Genomic DNA, 14,613 nt, shown 5'->3' with positions numbered 1-14,613 from the left:
CTCCTCGCCGCTCAGAGAGGAATGTTCCCGTGCTTGCGCCACGGGTTCTCGAGCTTCTTGTCGCGCAGCATCACCAGCGAGCGGCAGATGCGTTTGCGGGTTTCGTGCGGCAGGATCACGTCGTCGATGTAGCCGCGCGCGCTGGCCACGAACGGGTTCGCGAAACGCGCCTTGTATTCGGCTTCGCGAGCCGCCAGCTTGGCCGGATCGCCCTTGTCCTCGCGGAAAATGATCTCGACCGCCCCCTTCGCGCCCATCACCGCGATCTCGGCATTCGGCCAGGCGAAGTTGACGTCGCCGCGCAGGTGCTTGGAGCTCATCACGTCGTAGGCGCCGCCGTAGGCCTTGCGGGTGATGACGGTGATCTTCGGCACCGTGCACTCCGCATACGCATAGAGCAGCTTGGCGCCGTGCTTGATGATGCCACCGTATTCCTGGCTGGTGCCGGGCATGAAGCCGGGCACGTCGACGAAGGTCACCACCGGGATGTTGAAAGCGTCGCAGAAGCGGACGAACCGCGCGGCCTTGATGCTGCTGCGGATGTCCAGGCAGCCGGCCAGCACCAGCGGCTGGTTGGCGACGATGCCGACGGTCTGCCCCTCCATGCGGGCGAAGCCGATGATGATGTTCTTGGCGTACTCCGGCTGCAGCTCGAAGAAGTCGCCGTCATCCACCGTCTTGGTGATCAGCTCCTTCATGTCGTAGGGCTTGTTGGCGTTGTCGGGCACCAGCGTGTCCAGGCTCAGGTCCATGCGATCCGCCGGGTCGTGGCTGGGCCGCACCGGCGGCTTCTCGCGGTTGTTCAGCGGCAGGTAGTTGTAGAGGCGGCGGAGCATGATCAGCGCCTCCACGTCGTTCTCGAACGCGAGGTCGGCCACGCCGCTTCGGCTGGTGTGCGTGACGGCGCCGCCCAGTTCCTCGGCCGTCACTTCCTCATGCGTCACGGTCTTCACCACCTCGGGGCCGGTGACGAACATGTAGCTCGAGTCCTTCACCATGAAGATGAAGTCGGTCATGGCCGGCGAGTACACCGCGCCACCGGCACAGGGGCCCATGATCATGCTGATCTGAGGAACCACGCCCGAGGCCATCACGTTGCGCTGGAACACGTCGGCGTAGCCGCCCAGCGATGCGACCCCTTCCTGGATCCGCGCGCCGCCGGAATCGTTGAGCCCGATGACCGGCGCCCCGACTTTCATCGCCTGGTCCATCACCTTGCAGATCTTCTCGGCGTGCGCTTCGCTCAAGGCGCCGCCGAACACCGTGAAGTCCTGGCTGAAGACGAAGACCAGGCGGCCATTGATCATGCCGTAGCCGGTGACCACGCCGTCGCCCGGCACCTTGTTGTTCTCCATGCCGAAGTCGGTGCAGCGGTGCTCGACGAACATGTCCCATTCCTCGAACGTGCCCTCGTCCAGCAACAGCTCGAGGCGCTCGCGCGCGGTCAGCTTGCCCTTCTTGTGCTGCGCCTCGATGCGTTTGGTGCCCCCGCCCAGGCGGGCGGCGTCGCGCTTCTTCTCCAGTTGTTCCAGGATGTCATGCATCGTTCGTTCTCCGTGATTCGTTCATGGCCGCGAGCAGTTGGCGCGCCGCCGTCGAAGGCGCAAGCGCGCCCTGCTCCACCTGCCTGATCGTGTCCGGCAGCATGCCGTTCACGGCCGCGTTCTGCCGGAAAGCCTGCTTCAGGCCGGCCTCGACCCGCTCCCACATCCACTGGAGCGCCTGATGCTGGCGCCGCGCGGCGAAGGCACCGGTGCGCGTCTGCAGTTCGCGAAAGCGCGCCACCGTCTGCCAGAAGGCCTGCACCCCGGTCGCCTTCAATGCCGAGAGCTGGACCACTTCCGGGTGCCAGACCGCATCGTTGTGAAAGGCATGCTCCATGCGCCCATGCTGGCCCAGGATGCGCAGCGCGCTCGTGATCTGCGCCTGCGCGCGCGTCGCCGCGTCGGGGTCGATGTCGGCCTTGTTGATGACCACCAGGTCCGCCAGTTCCATCACGCCCTTCTTGATGGCCTGCAGGTCGTCGCCGGCGTTCGGCAGCTGCATCAGCACGAACATGTCCGTCATGCCGGCCACGGCGATCTCGCTCTGGCCCACCCCGACCGTCTCGACGATGACGACGTCGTAGCCCGCCGCTTCGCAGACCAGCATCGCCTCACGCGTCTGCGCAGCGACACCGCCCAGCGTGCCGCTGGCGGGGCTGGGACGGATGTACGCTTTCTCGTGCACCGAGAGGTGCTCCATGCGCGTCTTGTCCCCCAGGATGGAGCCGCCGGACACGCTGGATGATGGATCGACGGCGAGCACCGCGACGCGGTGGCCTTGCGCGATCAGGTGCAGGCCCAGCGCCTCGATGAAGGTGCTCTTGCCGACGCCGGGGACGCCGCTGATGCCGAGGCGAAAGGACTTGCCGGTGTGCGGCAGGAGCTGCGTGAGCAGTTCGTCGGCCTGCGCGCGATGGTCCGGGCGCGTGGATTCGAGGAGGGTGATGGCCTTGGCGATGGCGCGGCGCTGGATGGCACCGGGCTCACCGAGGATTTGCTGGGCGCTCATGCGGCTGTTCCTCCTCCCCCCTCCGGGAGGAGGTTGGGAGGGGGGCACGCGCCTGTGACAACCATCCAGGCGCGCGAGCCCCCACCCCGTCCCTCCCCCAGAGGGGGAGGGAGAAAGTCCCCGCCCGCATTCACGCCGAGACCGCCTTCCGGATCTGCTCCAGCACATCCTTCGCACTGGCCGGAATCGGCGTCCCCGGCCCGTAGATGCCCTTCACGCCCGCTTCGTACAGGAACTCGTAATCCTGTTGCGGCACGACGCCGCCGACGAACACGATGATGTCGTCCGCGCCCTGCTTGCGCAGTTCCGCGATGATCGCGGGCACCAGTGTCTTGTGGCCGGCGGCCAGCGTGCTCACACCCACGGCATGCACGTCGTTCTCGATCGCCTGCCGCGCGCATTCCTCCGGCGTCTGGAACAGCGGCCCCATGTCCACGTCGAAGCCCAGGTCGGCGTACGCCGTGGCCACCACCTTGGCGCCGCGGTCGTGCCCGTCCTGCCCCAGCTTCGCGATCATCACGCGCGGCCGGCGGCCCTGCTTCTCAGCGAAATCGACAATTTCCTTCTGGAGTTTCTCCCAGCCCTCGGCCGAGTCATAGGCAGCTGCGTACACACCGGTCACCTTTTGTGTATCGGCGCGATGGCGCCCGAAGACTTTTTCGAGCGCGTCACTCACTTCGCCCACCGTGGCGCGCAGGCGCACCGCGCGGATGCTCAGGTCGAGCAGGTTGCCGTGGCCCGTACGTGCCGCCTCGGTCAGCGCTTCCAGCGCCGCATGCACCGCCTGCCCGTCGCGCGCCGCGCGAGTCTTCTGCAGCCGTGCGATCTGCTGCTCGCGCACCTTGACGTTGTCGACGTCGCGGATCTCCAGCGGGTCTTCCTTCTCCAGCCGGTACTTGTTGACCCCGACGATCACGTCCTTGCCCGAGTCGATGCGGGCCTGCTTCTCTGCCGCCGCCGCCTCGATCTTCAGCTTGGCCCAGCCGGAATCGACCGCGCGCGTCATCCCGCCCATGGCCTCGACTTCCTCGACGATCTTCCAGGCCGCATCGGCCATGTCCTGCGTCAGCTTCTCCATCATGAAACTGCCGGCCCACGGATCGATGACGTTGGGGATGTGCGTCTCTTCCTGAATGATCAGCTGCGTGTTGCGAGCGATGCGGGCTGAGAATTCCGTCGGCAAGGCGATGGCCTCGTCGAAGGAATTGGTGTGCAGCGACTGCGTGCCGCCGAACACCGCGGCCATCGCTTCGATCGTTGTGCGGACGACGTTGTTGTACGGGTCCTGCTCGGTAAGCGACCAGCCGGACGTCTGGCAGTGCGTGCGCAACATCAGGCTCTTGGGATTCTTCGCGCCGAAGCCCGTCATGATGCGGTGCCACAGCATGCGCGCCGCCCGCATCTTGGCGATCTCGAGGTAGAAATTCATCCCGATCGCCCAGAAGAAGCTCAGGCGGCCGGCGAACTCGTCCACGTCGAGGCCCTTGACGGTGGCCGTCTTCACATACTCCTTGCCATCCGCCAGCGTGAAGGCCAGTTCCAGCGCCTGGTTGGCGCCGGCCTCCTGCATGTGGTAGCCCGAGATCGAGATCGAGTTGAACTTCGGCATGTTCTTCGCCGTGTGCTCGATGATGTCGCCCACGATCCGCATGGACGGTTCCGGCGGGTAGATGTAGGTGTTGCGGACCATGAACTCCTTGAGGATGTCGTTCTGGATGGTCCCGGACAGCTTGTCCTGCGCCACGCCCTGCTCTTCGGCTGCGACCACATAGCCGGCCAGCACCGGCAACACCGCGCCGTTCATCGTCATCGACACGGAGACCTTGTCGAGCGGAATGCCGTCGAACAGGATCTTCATGTCCTCCACGGAGTCGATGGCCACGCCGGCCTTGCCGACGTCGCCCGTCACTCGCGGATGGTCGCTGTCATAGCCGCGGTGCGTGGCCAGGTCGAAGGCCACGCTCACGCCCTGCCCGCCGCCGGCCAGGCCCTTGCGGTAGAAAGCGTTCGATTCTTCGGCGGTGGAGAAGCCCGCGTACTGGCGGATGGTCCAGGGCCGCGCCGCGTACATCGTGGCTTGCGGTCCGCGCAGGTAGGGCGGGAAGCCGGGCAGGCTGTCGATGTTGGGCAGGCCCTGCAGGTCGGCGGCGGTATAGAGCGGCTTGACCGTGATGCCGTCGGGCGTGACCCAGTTCAGGCCATCGACTTTCCCGCCAGGGGCCGACTTGGCGGCCGCCTTGTTCCAGTCTTCCAGGGAGGCGGGCTTGATTTCAGGCGTGGGCGTGCTCATACGGGTTTTCCAGTGCTGCCGTGAGTTTACTGCATTCATAATTATTGATAAAGTATTTCTGAAGCCCTAGAATCCCGCCATGTCCGCTGTCTCGCTGGCCCCCCGTGCCCTCTACCAGGAGGTGGCGGAGCTGTTGCGCCAGCGGATCTTCCGGCGTGAACTCGAGCCCGGCAGCTGGATCGACGAGCTGAAACTGGCCGAGGAATACGGCATCAGCCGCACGCCCCTGCGTGAAGCGCTGAAGGTGCTGGCGGCCGAGGGCCTGGTCACGATGAAGGTGCGGCGCGGCGCGTATGTCACCGAAGTCTCGGAACAGGACCTGGCTGAGGTCTATCACCTGCTCTCGCTGCTGGAAAGCGACGCGGCCGGCGTGGTGGCGCAGAAGGCCAGCGATGCACAGCTACGCTCGCTCAAGACCCTGCATACCGAACTGGAAGCCGCGGTGAAGCATCGCGACAAGTTCTTCGCCATCAACGAGCGCTTCCACATGCTGCTGCTGGAGATCGCCGGCAACAAATGGCGCAACCAGATGGTGGCGGACCTGCGCAAGGTGATGAAGCTCAATCGCCACAACTCGCTGCTGAAGTCAGGGCGGATCGAGGAATCGCTGGCGGAGCACCGGGCGGTGATGGATGCGCTGGTGCGGCGCGATGCGGCGGCCGCCGTGCAGCGGATGCAGGAGCACTTCAGCAACGGGCTGGAAGCGGCGGCTTAGCTCTGGCCCACCTCATGTCCGACCTGCCGGCTCTGCCCCCCACGGTCCGCTCACGCCGCATTGCCGCCGTCAACGGCCTCACCATGCATGTGCTCGAAGCCGGCTTCGACGCCGGCCCGCGGCCGGTGGTGCTGTTGCTGCACGGCTTTCCGGAGCTGGCCTACAGCTGGCGCAAGGTCTTGCCGGCACTGGCCGATGCCGGGTTCCACGCCATCGCGCCCGACCAGCGCGGGTATGGGCGCACCACGGGGTGGGACGGCGCTTATGACGGGGACCTGGGCAGTTACCACTTCTTCAACCTGGTGCGCGACCAGCTGGCCTTGTTGTCGGCGCTGGGCATCCAGCAAGTGCATGCGGTGGTCGGGCATGACTTCGGTTCACCGGTGGCCGCGTGGTGTGCCGTCACACGCCCGGACGTGTTCAAGTCGGTGGCGCTCATGAGCGCGCCCTTCGGTGGCGTGCCGAGCTGGCCCACGGAGTCAACGGCCATGCCGGCGCTGTCGGCGCTCCACGATCAATTGGCGGCTCTCACGCCGCCGCGCCTGCACTACCAGCGCTTCTACGCCACGCGCGAGGCCGACGCCGACATGCGCTCCGGCCCCCAGGGCCTGCACGCCTTCCTGCGTGCCTACTACCACGTGAAGAGTGCCGACTGGCCGGGGAACCGCATCGATCCGCTCGCGGCGATGACCGCCGCCGAGCTGGCGAAGCTGCCCGAGTACTACGTGATGCAGGCGGACCGGGGCATGGCCGCCACGGTGGCGCCGCACATGCCGTCACCGCAACAGGTCGCGGCCTGCGCCTGGCTGCCCGAGGCCGAGCTGGCGGTGTACGCCGGCGAGTTCGGCCGCACCGGCTTCCAGGGTGGGCTGCAGTGGTACCGCAGTGCCGGCCACCCGGCCCACCAGGCGCAACTGCTGTTGTACGCGGGGCGCCGCATCGACGTCCCGGCTTGCTTCATCGCCGGCGCGAGCGATTGGGGTGTCTACCAGCGACCTGGTGATTTCGAAGCGATGCAGGCCACGGCTTGCGCCGACCTTCGCGGATGCCACCTGGTGCCGGGCGCGGGGCACTGGGTGCAGCAGGAGCAGCCCGAGGCCCTCAACCGCTTGTTGATCGAGTTCCTCGGCTCGGTCTGACCGGCCCGGCCGACGCTAGACCGCCACCGGCCTCGCTCGGAAATACTGCAGCGCCAAAGCGCCGGCCACCAGGCCGATGCCCAGGACGTCGGAAATGAGCGACGGGTAGACCAGCGCGAAACCGGCCACGAGCAGCATCGAGCGCTCGATCACGTTCGTGCGCTTGAGCGCCCAGCCCTGGAACCCAGCCGCCAGCGCAGCGACGCCCAGCGCCGCCGTCGCCGCCACTTCCGCGATCGCCCACCAGTTCGCCTTGGCCAGCGCCTTGGTCGACCCCATCAGCAGCAGCCCTTGCCCGCTGGGATCGAGCACGAACATGAAAGGCACGAGGAATGCCGGCACCGTGTACTTCCAGCATTGCAGGGTGGTCTTGTACGGATCGCCCCCTGTGATGGCCGAAGCGGCGAACGGTGACAGCGCCGTCGGCGGCGACACCTCCGACAGCACGGCGTAATAGAAGATGAACATGTGCGCCGCGAAGTCCGGGACGCCCAGCTTGATCAGCGCGGGCGCCGCGATCACGGCGCAGATGATGTACGACGCGGTCACCGGGACGGCCAAGCCCACGATCCACACCACCAGCGAGGTGTAGATCGCCGTCAGCAACAGCGAGCCACCAGCGAGGTCGATCACGATGGAGCTGAACTTCAGCCCGAGGCCGGTCAGCGTGACGACGCCGACGATGATCCCGGCGCCGGCGCAGGTGGCGGCCACACCGAGCACGCCCGTGGTACCCGCCTCCAGCGCCTTCACCAGGTTCGAACTCCACAGCTTCTTCAGGATGGGGCCTTCGCCCCGGAACACCTCGCGCGGAACCAATGCGCACTCTGCTCGGATGAAGCTCGTCACCAGCGTCACGAGCGTCGCATAGAACACCGACAGCACGGGCGAGAAGCCCCACATCATGAAGACGATGATGGAGACCAGCGACAGGAAGTGGAACCAGTAGCGCTTCGTCAGCTGCCACAGCGGCACGGCCTGCGCGAACACCGTGCGGCCCATGTCGTACTTGCGCGCATCGATTTCCACCATCAGGAACAGCGCCAGATAGAACAGCAGCGTGGGGATCACCGCCATCAGCAGGACGTCGAGGTACGAGATCTTCAGGAACTCGGCGATCAGGAACGCGGCGGCGCCGAGCACCGGCGGCGAGATGATGGCTCCCAGGCCGCCGGCCGCCAGCAGGCCTCCCGCCGCGTTGCGTTCATAGCCTGCCTTGGCCAGCATGGGCCAGGCGACGGAGCCTAACGTGACCGTGGTGGCGACACCGGAGCCCGACGGCCCGCCCAGGAGGAATGAAGCCAGCACCACCGTGCGCCCCGCGCCCGTCGGCTTCCCACCCATCGCCGAGAACGAGAAGTCGATGTAGAACTTGCCCGCGCCCGAGTACTGCAGGAAGGCGCCGAAGATGGTGAACAGGATGATCAGCGACGACGCGACGTCGACGGCCACGCCGAAGATGCCTTCCAGCGTCATGTACAGGTGGCCGACCAGCCGGCCTACTTCGTAGCCCTTGTGCGTCCATGGCGAAGGCAGGTAAGCACCCAACAGCGCATAGAGGATGAAGCACGTGGTGACCACCGGCATGACCCAGCCCGCGGTGCGGCGCATCGCCTCCAGCACCAGGAACACCAGCGCCACCCCGAACACGATGTCCCAGCGCAGCGGCGACGTGTTGCGGTCGGTGAAGTCTTCCCCGCCCCACAGCATGTAGGCCACCACGGCGACCGACAGCAGCGCGAAAGCGAAGTCCCACCACATGATGCGGTGCCGGTACCGCTTGGCAATGGGGAACAGCAGGAACGTCAGCACCAGCACCATCGCCACGTGCACCGGACGCAGCGTCTGCGTCGGCACGATGGAATAGGCGGCGTAAAGGTGGAACAGCGAGACGCCGACCGCCAGCACCGTCAGGCAGGCCGCACGCCAGCCGGCGAGCCGGTTCGCCGCGCCCTCCTCCTCCTCGATGAAGTCCTGTGCCCTGGCGAGGGCCTCGTCCGTCACCACCGCAGCCTGTTCAGCCATCGTCGTCCTTGGAATCGGGGCGCGCAAAAAGACAAACCCCGCCGGTCGGCGGGGCTGGCGAGAAGGCTGCTCAGTTGAGCTTGATGCCCTTTTCGGCGAAGTACTTCACCGCGCCGGGGTGCCAGGGCATCGGCGAGGCGGAAGCCTTCTGGTTCTCGAGCTTGAAGTTCTCGGCCTCCTTGTGCACCGCCACCAGGTCGGCCTTCTTGTCGAAGATCGTCTTGACGATGTTGTACGCCGTCTTCTCGTCCATCTTCTCGTGCACCACTAGCAGGTTCATCACGGTGGCCTGCTTGTTGTCGGTGTCCATGCCTTTGTAGACCGCCTTGGGGATCGTGTCCTCGACGTAGAGCTGGCCGTACTTCTGGTTCATCTTGGCCACCACTTCCGCGTGGTCGATCATCTTGATCTTGGTGCCGGGCGTGTTGGCCAGGTCGGTGACGGCCGCCGTGGGCAGACCGCCCACCCAGAAGAAGGCGTCGATCTTGTTGTCCTTCAACGCATTGACGGATTCAGCAACGCCCAGGCGTTCCCGCTTCATGTCTTTGTCCTTGTCGAGCCCCGCCGCTTCGATGATGCGGAAGGCCATGACTTCGGTCGCGCTGCCTGGGGAGCCGGTCGAAACGTTCTTGCCCTTCAGGTCCGACATCTTGGTGATGCCCTTGCCTTCGACCGTCACCACATGCATGCGGTTCGGGTACAGGACCATCAGCGTGCGCACCGGCACCTTGTTGCCCTTGAACTTGTCTTCGCCCTTCAGCGCGTCCAGGCCGGCGTCGGCCATGGTGAAGCCCACGTAGGGCTTCTCGCTGCCGATGAGCTTGAGGTTGTCGACCGAGCCACCGGTGACTTCGGCCGTGGCCTGCATGCCCGGCACGTGCTTGGACAGCACCGCGGCCAGGCCGCCGCCCATGGGGTAGTAGACCCCGCCGGTGCCGCCGGTGGCGATGGAAAGGTTCTGGGCAAGGGAGAAGCTGGCGAACAGCAGGGCGGACAAGCCCACCACCGCACGCGACAAGAAGCCGGTCATACGTTTGTCTCCATTTTTCGCGCGCGGCATGCAACAGCGCGGCCACGCTCGCGGCAAATCGTGCGGGACGGGGGGAGCGCTGTCAATGCGCTGAAACGCTAGGAGCTGTTCCGCCTGGCGGCAAAGCCAGTGTGGCTTCCAGGCCGCCGCCGTCGCGCGCTGCCAGCGTCAACCGGGCACCCAACGACTCCGCCAGCTGCTGCGCGATCGCCAGGCCCAGCCCGGTGCCGCCGGTCACGCGGCTGCGCGAGTTCTCCACCCGGTAGAACGGCTGAATCACGGCCTGGAGCTCCCCGGCCGCGATGCCCGGCCCGCGATCCAGCACGCGGATCGTCACGCCACGCGCCGGGTCGCCGTCCACCTCGATTTCCGCGGAACCCGCGAATTTGAGCGCGTTGTCGACCAGGTTGCAGATGATCCGGCGCAGCGCCTGCGGACGGGTGCGCACCATGCCGGCCGGGACGGGCTGCAACTGGACAGCCTGACCGGCGTCGGTGTAGTCGCACGCGATGCTGTCGAGCAACGCGCCGAGATCGACGACGTGCTCAGGCTCGCTGGCCGCATGGGCGGAACGCGCATACGCCAGTCCTTCGCCCACCAGCGCCTGCATCTCGGCCAGGTCGCCATGCAGCTTGTCGCGCAGCACCGCGTCGTCCAGCAGGTCAGCGCGCAGCCGCAGGCGGGTGATCGGCGTCTGCAGGTCGTGCGACACGGCGGCCAGGATGCGCATGCGTTCGTCCAGGTGGCCGCGGATGCGCTCCTGCATCGTGTTGAAGGCGGTGGCCGCGCGCGTCACCTCGGTCGGCCCTTCGATGGGGACGGGCTGGCCCTGGCGTGCAGGGTCATGGTTGTCCGCTGCGTCGGCCAGCACGCGCAGCGGCTTGGTGGCCACCCGCACGGCCAACCAGCTCAGCATCGCCAGCAATCCGAGCTGCAGCAGCAAGACGCCCACCGCCCATGGCGAGACTTGCAAGCGGGGCGCGCCCAGCTCGACGCCCAGTGGCGTGCCGTCGTCCAGCAGGAGTCGGAGGCGGACACCCCCCTCCGCCGTTTCGCTCGCCAGGACCGGCCGCGGCGGCACCAGCGCGGCGGCGACAGCATCGCCCGCTGCTTCCGCCTGCGCGGACGACACGGGCGCGCCTGCGGCGGGTTCGAGCACGAAGCGGTAGTTGGGCCGTGCGAGCCGCGGCAGCCACGCCGCGCGATCGGCCGCAGGCAAGCGCTCGAGCATCGCCACCGAACTGGCCACGTCGCTGGCCAGGTAGGACAGCATCATCCCGCGCATGGCGAGCCCGCGCTCCACCACGACCAGCCCGAAGGACAGCACGTGCGCCAGCGCCAGCGCGACGAACAGGATCAGCCCGACCCGCCCCACGAGCGACCCCGGCCAGGGCAGCCAGCGCGGCATCAGGGCGCCCCGGCGTCGCCGGCCACATCCGCGCAGAACACATAGCCTTCGTTGCGCACGGTCTTGATGTAACGGGCCTCGCGCGCCACGTCGCGCAGCCGTTGGCGCAGGCGGCTCACCAGCAGGTCGATCGAGCGATCGAACACATCGGCATCGCGTCCCTGGGTGAGTTGCAGCAGCTGGTCGCGCGTCAGCACGCGCTGGGGATGGCGCAGCAGCACGCGCAGCAACCGGTACTCCGCGCCCGACAAGGCGACGACGGCGCCCTCGCCATCCAGCAGGTGGCGCGCCGTGGTGTCCAGGCGCCAGTCGCCGAAGCGCACTTCCCGCGCCGGCTCCGCCACGGCCAGGTTGGGCGGCAGCATGCGCGTGCGCCGCAGCACGGCCCGGATGCGGGCCAGCAATTCCCGCGCGGCGAACGGCTTGGTGAGGTAATCGTCGGCGCCCAGCTCCAGGCCCAGGATGCGGTCCGCCTCGTCGCCGCGCGCGGTCAGCATCAGGATGGGCAACGGGGGCGCGCCGGGACTGCGCAGCTCGCGGCACAGCGCGATGCCGTCCTCGCCGGGCAGCATCAGGTCCAGCACGAGCAGGTCGATCCGCCGCGTGGCCAGCACCTGGCGCATCTCGACCCCGTTGGCGGCAGCGGTGGCGTCCAGGCCTTGCTTGCGCAGGTACTGGGTCACCAGTTCGCGGATGCCGGCATCGTCGTCGACGACCAGGATGTGGTCCACAGGGTCCATGCAGGTTTGTACCGCATGGGCAGACGCCGGGGCCGCCACCATGTATCCCAACATGTCTGGGCCCGCTGCCGACATGCGTGCGGACAAATCGGCCGGTCCGTGACACATGCGGGATACGCCCGTCGCTTGCAATGCGTTCACCCCAACCACCGATGGAGAAACGCATGCAAGCCAACCGTCTCGCGCCCCTTCTTGTACTTGCCGCGCTGGTCGCCGCGAGCCCGCTGACCCAGGCCCAGCAGCCCGCCGCGCCGCAAGGCCGCTGGATCACGGAAAGCGGCAACCTTGAGGTGGAGATCACGCCTTGCGGCGCCGCGCTTTGCGGCAAGGTCGTGCGCGTGCTCGCCAATCGCTCGATGAGCGGACCGGGCGCGGAGATGACGCCGGCCGACGCGCGCCCCGCGCTCGGCATGGAAATCCTCTCCGGGCTCCAGCCGGCGGGTGACGGCGAGTTCCAGGGCCGCATCTACAACCGAGAGAACGGCAAGACCTACAGCGCGACACTCCGCGCTGAAGCCCCCGACCAGCTGCTGGTGCGCGGCTACATTGGCCTGCCGCTGTTCGGCAAGACGCAGGTGTGGCGCCGGCCCACCGCGCCCGAGGCCGCACGATGACCTCGCCCCTGCTGGCCTTGGCCGCCGGCGCGCTGACGGTGGCGGCCCCCTGCGTGCTGCCGATGCTGCCGGTGGTGCTGGGCGCCTCCGTGGGACAGCGCAAGGCGACGCGGCCGCTGTTCATCGCGCTGGGCTTCGCCTCGGCCTTCTGCGTGGCCAGCCTGGTGTTCGGCTCGGTCACGCGGGTGCTGCCGGTGTCGCAGGAAGCCCTGCGCCACGCGGCCACCGCGATGCTGCTGCTGTTCGGCGTGTTCATGCTGTGGCCAGCGCCAGGTCAGTGGCTGGCAATGCGTGCCAGCGGTGTCCTCAACCGAGTGGCGTCCGTGGGCGACCACGCCGGCAACGGCAACTTCGGCGGCTTCCTCCTGGGGCTGTCGCTGGGGGCCGTCTGGACCCCGTGCGCCGGGCCGGTGCTGGCATCGATCCTCACCCTGATCGCCACCGAGCCCGACACGGCGCGCGCGGCGCTGCTGCTCGCCTGCTATTCCGTGGGCGCGGCGGTTCCGATGCTGGCGATCGCCTATGGCGGGCAGGTCGCGTCCACGCGGGTGCGGCAACTGGCGCGCCACGCGCACCGGATGCAGCAGGTGTTCGGTGCCATCGTCATCGCTGTCGCGGTCGCCACCTTCTTCCAGCTGGACGGGTGGATCACCGTCTGGGTTTCGCAGTTCTATCCACAAGGCCCATTGGGACTCTGACCATGTCAACGCATTCAACGATCCATCGCCGCGCCCTCCTGGGCGGTCTTCTTGCAGCGGGCGCTTCCCATGCGCTCGGTGCACCGCCCGCAGCTCCCGGCCTGCACGACCTCGGCAGCGCACCGGAATTCACCGGCATCGAGCGCTGGCTGAACTCGCCGCCGCTGCAAATGGAAAGCCTGCGCGGCCGCGTGGTGCTCGTCGACTTCTGGACGTACTCGTGCATCAACTGCATCCGCACCCTGCCCCATGTCAATCGCTGGGCGGAAACCTACAGAGCGGCCGGGCTGGTGACGGTGGGCGTGCACACGCCGGAGTTCGCCTTCGAACGCTCCACGGCGAACGTCGAGGCGGCCATCCGCCGCTTCGGCGTGAAGCACGCCGTGGCCCAGGACAACCGCTATGCGACGTGGAAGGCGTACGGCAACCAGTACTGGCCGGCCCACTACCTGGTGGATGCGCGTGGCCGGATCCGCTACCAGCACTTCGGCGAAGGCGACTACGCGCGCACCGAGGCGGCGATCCAGGCGCTGTTGGCCGAGCGCCGCGCAGCTTAGGCGTTTGCGCGGCCGAGCCCCGCCTCGTGCTCGATGTCGCGCCGAACCTGCTGCAATCGAGGCGCCACCTTTTCCAGCAGCATCTCGCGCGGCAGCATGTAGGCGGGCCCACCCACGCTCACGCCGTACATCTCGCCGCGCGCGCCGCGGAGGCTGAATCCGAGCGCGTGGATGTCGGGATGCCATTCGCCGAACGAACTGCAGTACCCACCGCGCGCATGTTCGTCGAACGCCGCCTCCAGACGGTGGCGGACAGTATTCCAGCGCTTGCCACTGACTTGGCGGATCTCTCCGAGAAGCGCTTCGCGTTCAGGCGCCGGAAGAGACGCCAAGTAAGCGCGACCCGCGGCGGAGGTCGGGATAGACAGCCGTGACCCCACATCCATGCGCGACAGGATGAGTGCGGAGCGTGGGCGCAGGGTGTCGATCAACAGGATGTCGAGGCCATCGCGCACGCCCAGGTGCACGTTCGCCCCGGCCAGTTCCGCCAGTTCCGCCAGGTGCAGGCGGGCCTGCTGGCGGAAGTCGAAGGTGCGCAGGTAGGCGTTGCCCAGTTGCAGCGCGGCCGGCCCCAGGGCGAAGCGATCGCTGTCCGGCGACTGGCGCAGCAGGCCGGAAGCTTGCAGCGTGGCAGTCAGCCGGGACACGGTCGCCTTCGGGATGCCGGTGCTGTCCGCCAGGTCCCGGTTCGATTGGGGTTGCGCCGCATCCGCGATCGCCTTCAGCAAGGCCAGGCCGCGGGCCAGCGCGCTGACTTCGTCCTTGCTTGCCGCCGTGCCCTCAGTCAACGGGATCCCCTTTTAGTAGAACAGTGTTTCATTTTATGCCAGCCCGCAGCTAGAAT

The 14,613-nt window shown here is 67.5% G+C and carries 13 protein-coding genes; 5 read left to right on the top strand and 8 right to left on the bottom strand.

The annotated features are described in order from the left end of the window. Nucleotides 1-11 precede the first annotated feature (11 nt). The 3 genes from FN976_RS25410 to scpA form a co-directional block, all read right to left on the bottom strand. A complete protein-coding gene (locus FN976_RS25410; protein ID WP_145896220.1) occupies nucleotides 12-1,544 on the bottom strand; it encodes an acyl-CoA carboxylase subunit beta in 1,533 nt (510 codons plus the stop codon). Beyond that, the gene (gene meaB, locus FN976_RS25405) at nucleotides 1,537-2,553 is read right to left on the bottom strand and encodes a methylmalonyl Co-A mutase-associated GTPase MeaB (protein ID WP_145896218.1); all 1,017 of its coding nucleotides are present in this window, start codon (nucleotides 2,551-2,553) and stop codon (nucleotides 1,537-1,539) included. Before meaB ends, FN976_RS25410 begins: the two co-directional genes overlap by 8 nt. Nucleotides 2,554-2,683: 130 nt before the next feature. Beyond that, nucleotides 2,684-4,843, bottom strand: a complete 2,160-nt coding sequence (gene scpA / locus FN976_RS25400; protein WP_145896216.1) for a methylmalonyl-CoA mutase — start codon at nucleotides 4,841-4,843, stop codon at nucleotides 2,684-2,686. Nucleotides 4,844-4,922: 79 nt separating this feature from the next. Between scpA and FN976_RS25395 the strand changes: the two genes are divergently transcribed. Both FN976_RS25395 and FN976_RS25390 read left to right on the top strand, forming a co-directional pair. After that, nucleotides 4,923-5,558, top strand: coding sequence for a GntR family transcriptional regulator (locus FN976_RS25395; protein ID WP_145896215.1), 636 nt, complete (start codon nucleotides 4,923-4,925; stop codon nucleotides 5,556-5,558). 14 nt (nucleotides 5,559-5,572) lie between these two features. Continuing rightward, nucleotides 5,573-6,697: an alpha/beta hydrolase gene (locus FN976_RS25390; protein ID WP_145896213.1), complete on the top strand. Its 1,125-nt coding sequence runs from the start codon at nucleotides 5,573-5,575 to the stop codon at nucleotides 6,695-6,697. A gap of 15 nt (nucleotides 6,698-6,712) precedes the next feature. Here the strand turns inward: FN976_RS25390 and FN976_RS25385 are convergent, their stop codons facing one another. The 4 genes from FN976_RS25385 to FN976_RS25370 all read right to left on the bottom strand — a co-directional run bounded on the left by FN976_RS25385 (nucleotide 6,713) and on the right by FN976_RS25370 (nucleotide 11,900). Further along, on the bottom strand, nucleotides 6,713-8,722 hold the full coding sequence (locus FN976_RS25385; protein ID WP_145896211.1) for a TRAP transporter permease: 2,010 nt from the start codon (nucleotides 8,720-8,722) through the stop codon (nucleotides 6,713-6,715). Nucleotides 8,723-8,792: 70 nt separating this feature from the next. Next, nucleotides 8,793-9,752 carry a TAXI family TRAP transporter solute-binding subunit gene (locus tag FN976_RS25380; protein WP_145896209.1) on the bottom strand — a complete coding sequence of 320 codons (960 nt, stop codon included), beginning with the start codon at nucleotides 9,750-9,752 and terminating at the stop codon, nucleotides 8,793-8,795. Between the two features lie 82 nt (nucleotides 9,753-9,834). Beyond that, entirely contained in the window at nucleotides 9,835-11,160 is a 1,326-nt protein-coding gene (locus FN976_RS25375) for a sensor histidine kinase (protein WP_145896208.1), read from the bottom strand. Continuing rightward, nucleotides 11,160-11,900 carry a response regulator gene (locus tag FN976_RS25370; RefSeq protein WP_145896206.1) on the bottom strand — a complete coding sequence of 247 codons (741 nt, stop codon included), beginning with the start codon at nucleotides 11,898-11,900 and terminating at the stop codon, nucleotides 11,160-11,162. The genes FN976_RS25375 and FN976_RS25370 overlap by 1 nt, the downstream gene beginning before the upstream one ends. 164 nt (nucleotides 11,901-12,064) lie before the next feature. Between FN976_RS25370 and FN976_RS25365 the strand changes: the two genes are divergently transcribed. From FN976_RS25365 to FN976_RS25355, 3 genes are read left to right on the top strand one after another with little or no spacing between them, the layout of a single operon-like run. Then, a complete protein-coding gene (locus tag FN976_RS25365) occupies nucleotides 12,065-12,514 on the top strand; it encodes a DUF2147 domain-containing protein (protein WP_145896204.1) in 450 nt (149 codons plus the stop codon). Next, the gene (locus FN976_RS25360; protein WP_145896202.1) at nucleotides 12,511-13,212 is read left to right on the top strand and encodes a cytochrome c biogenesis CcdA family protein; all 702 of its coding nucleotides are present in this window, start codon (nucleotides 12,511-12,513) and stop codon (nucleotides 13,210-13,212) included. Before FN976_RS25365 ends, FN976_RS25360 begins: the two co-directional genes overlap by 4 nt. Before the next feature lie 2 nt (nucleotides 13,213-13,214). Then, the gene (locus FN976_RS25355) at nucleotides 13,215-13,769 is read left to right on the top strand and encodes a thioredoxin family protein (RefSeq protein ID WP_145896200.1); all 555 of its coding nucleotides are present in this window, start codon (nucleotides 13,215-13,217) and stop codon (nucleotides 13,767-13,769) included. Here the strand turns inward: FN976_RS25355 and FN976_RS25350 are convergent. Further along, nucleotides 13,766-14,557, bottom strand: coding sequence for an IclR family transcriptional regulator (locus tag FN976_RS25350; RefSeq protein WP_145896198.1), 792 nt, complete (start codon nucleotides 14,555-14,557; stop codon nucleotides 13,766-13,768). The genes FN976_RS25355 and FN976_RS25350 overlap by 4 nt on opposite strands. Between the last annotated feature and the right edge of the window lie 56 nt (nucleotides 14,558-14,613).

Source organism: Caenimonas sedimenti, from assembly GCF_007833165.1.
Classification (GTDB): Bacteria; Pseudomonadota; Gammaproteobacteria; order Burkholderiales; family Burkholderiaceae_C; genus Ramlibacter; species Ramlibacter sedimenti.
This window is presented reverse-complemented; position numbering and strand designations above follow the sequence as displayed.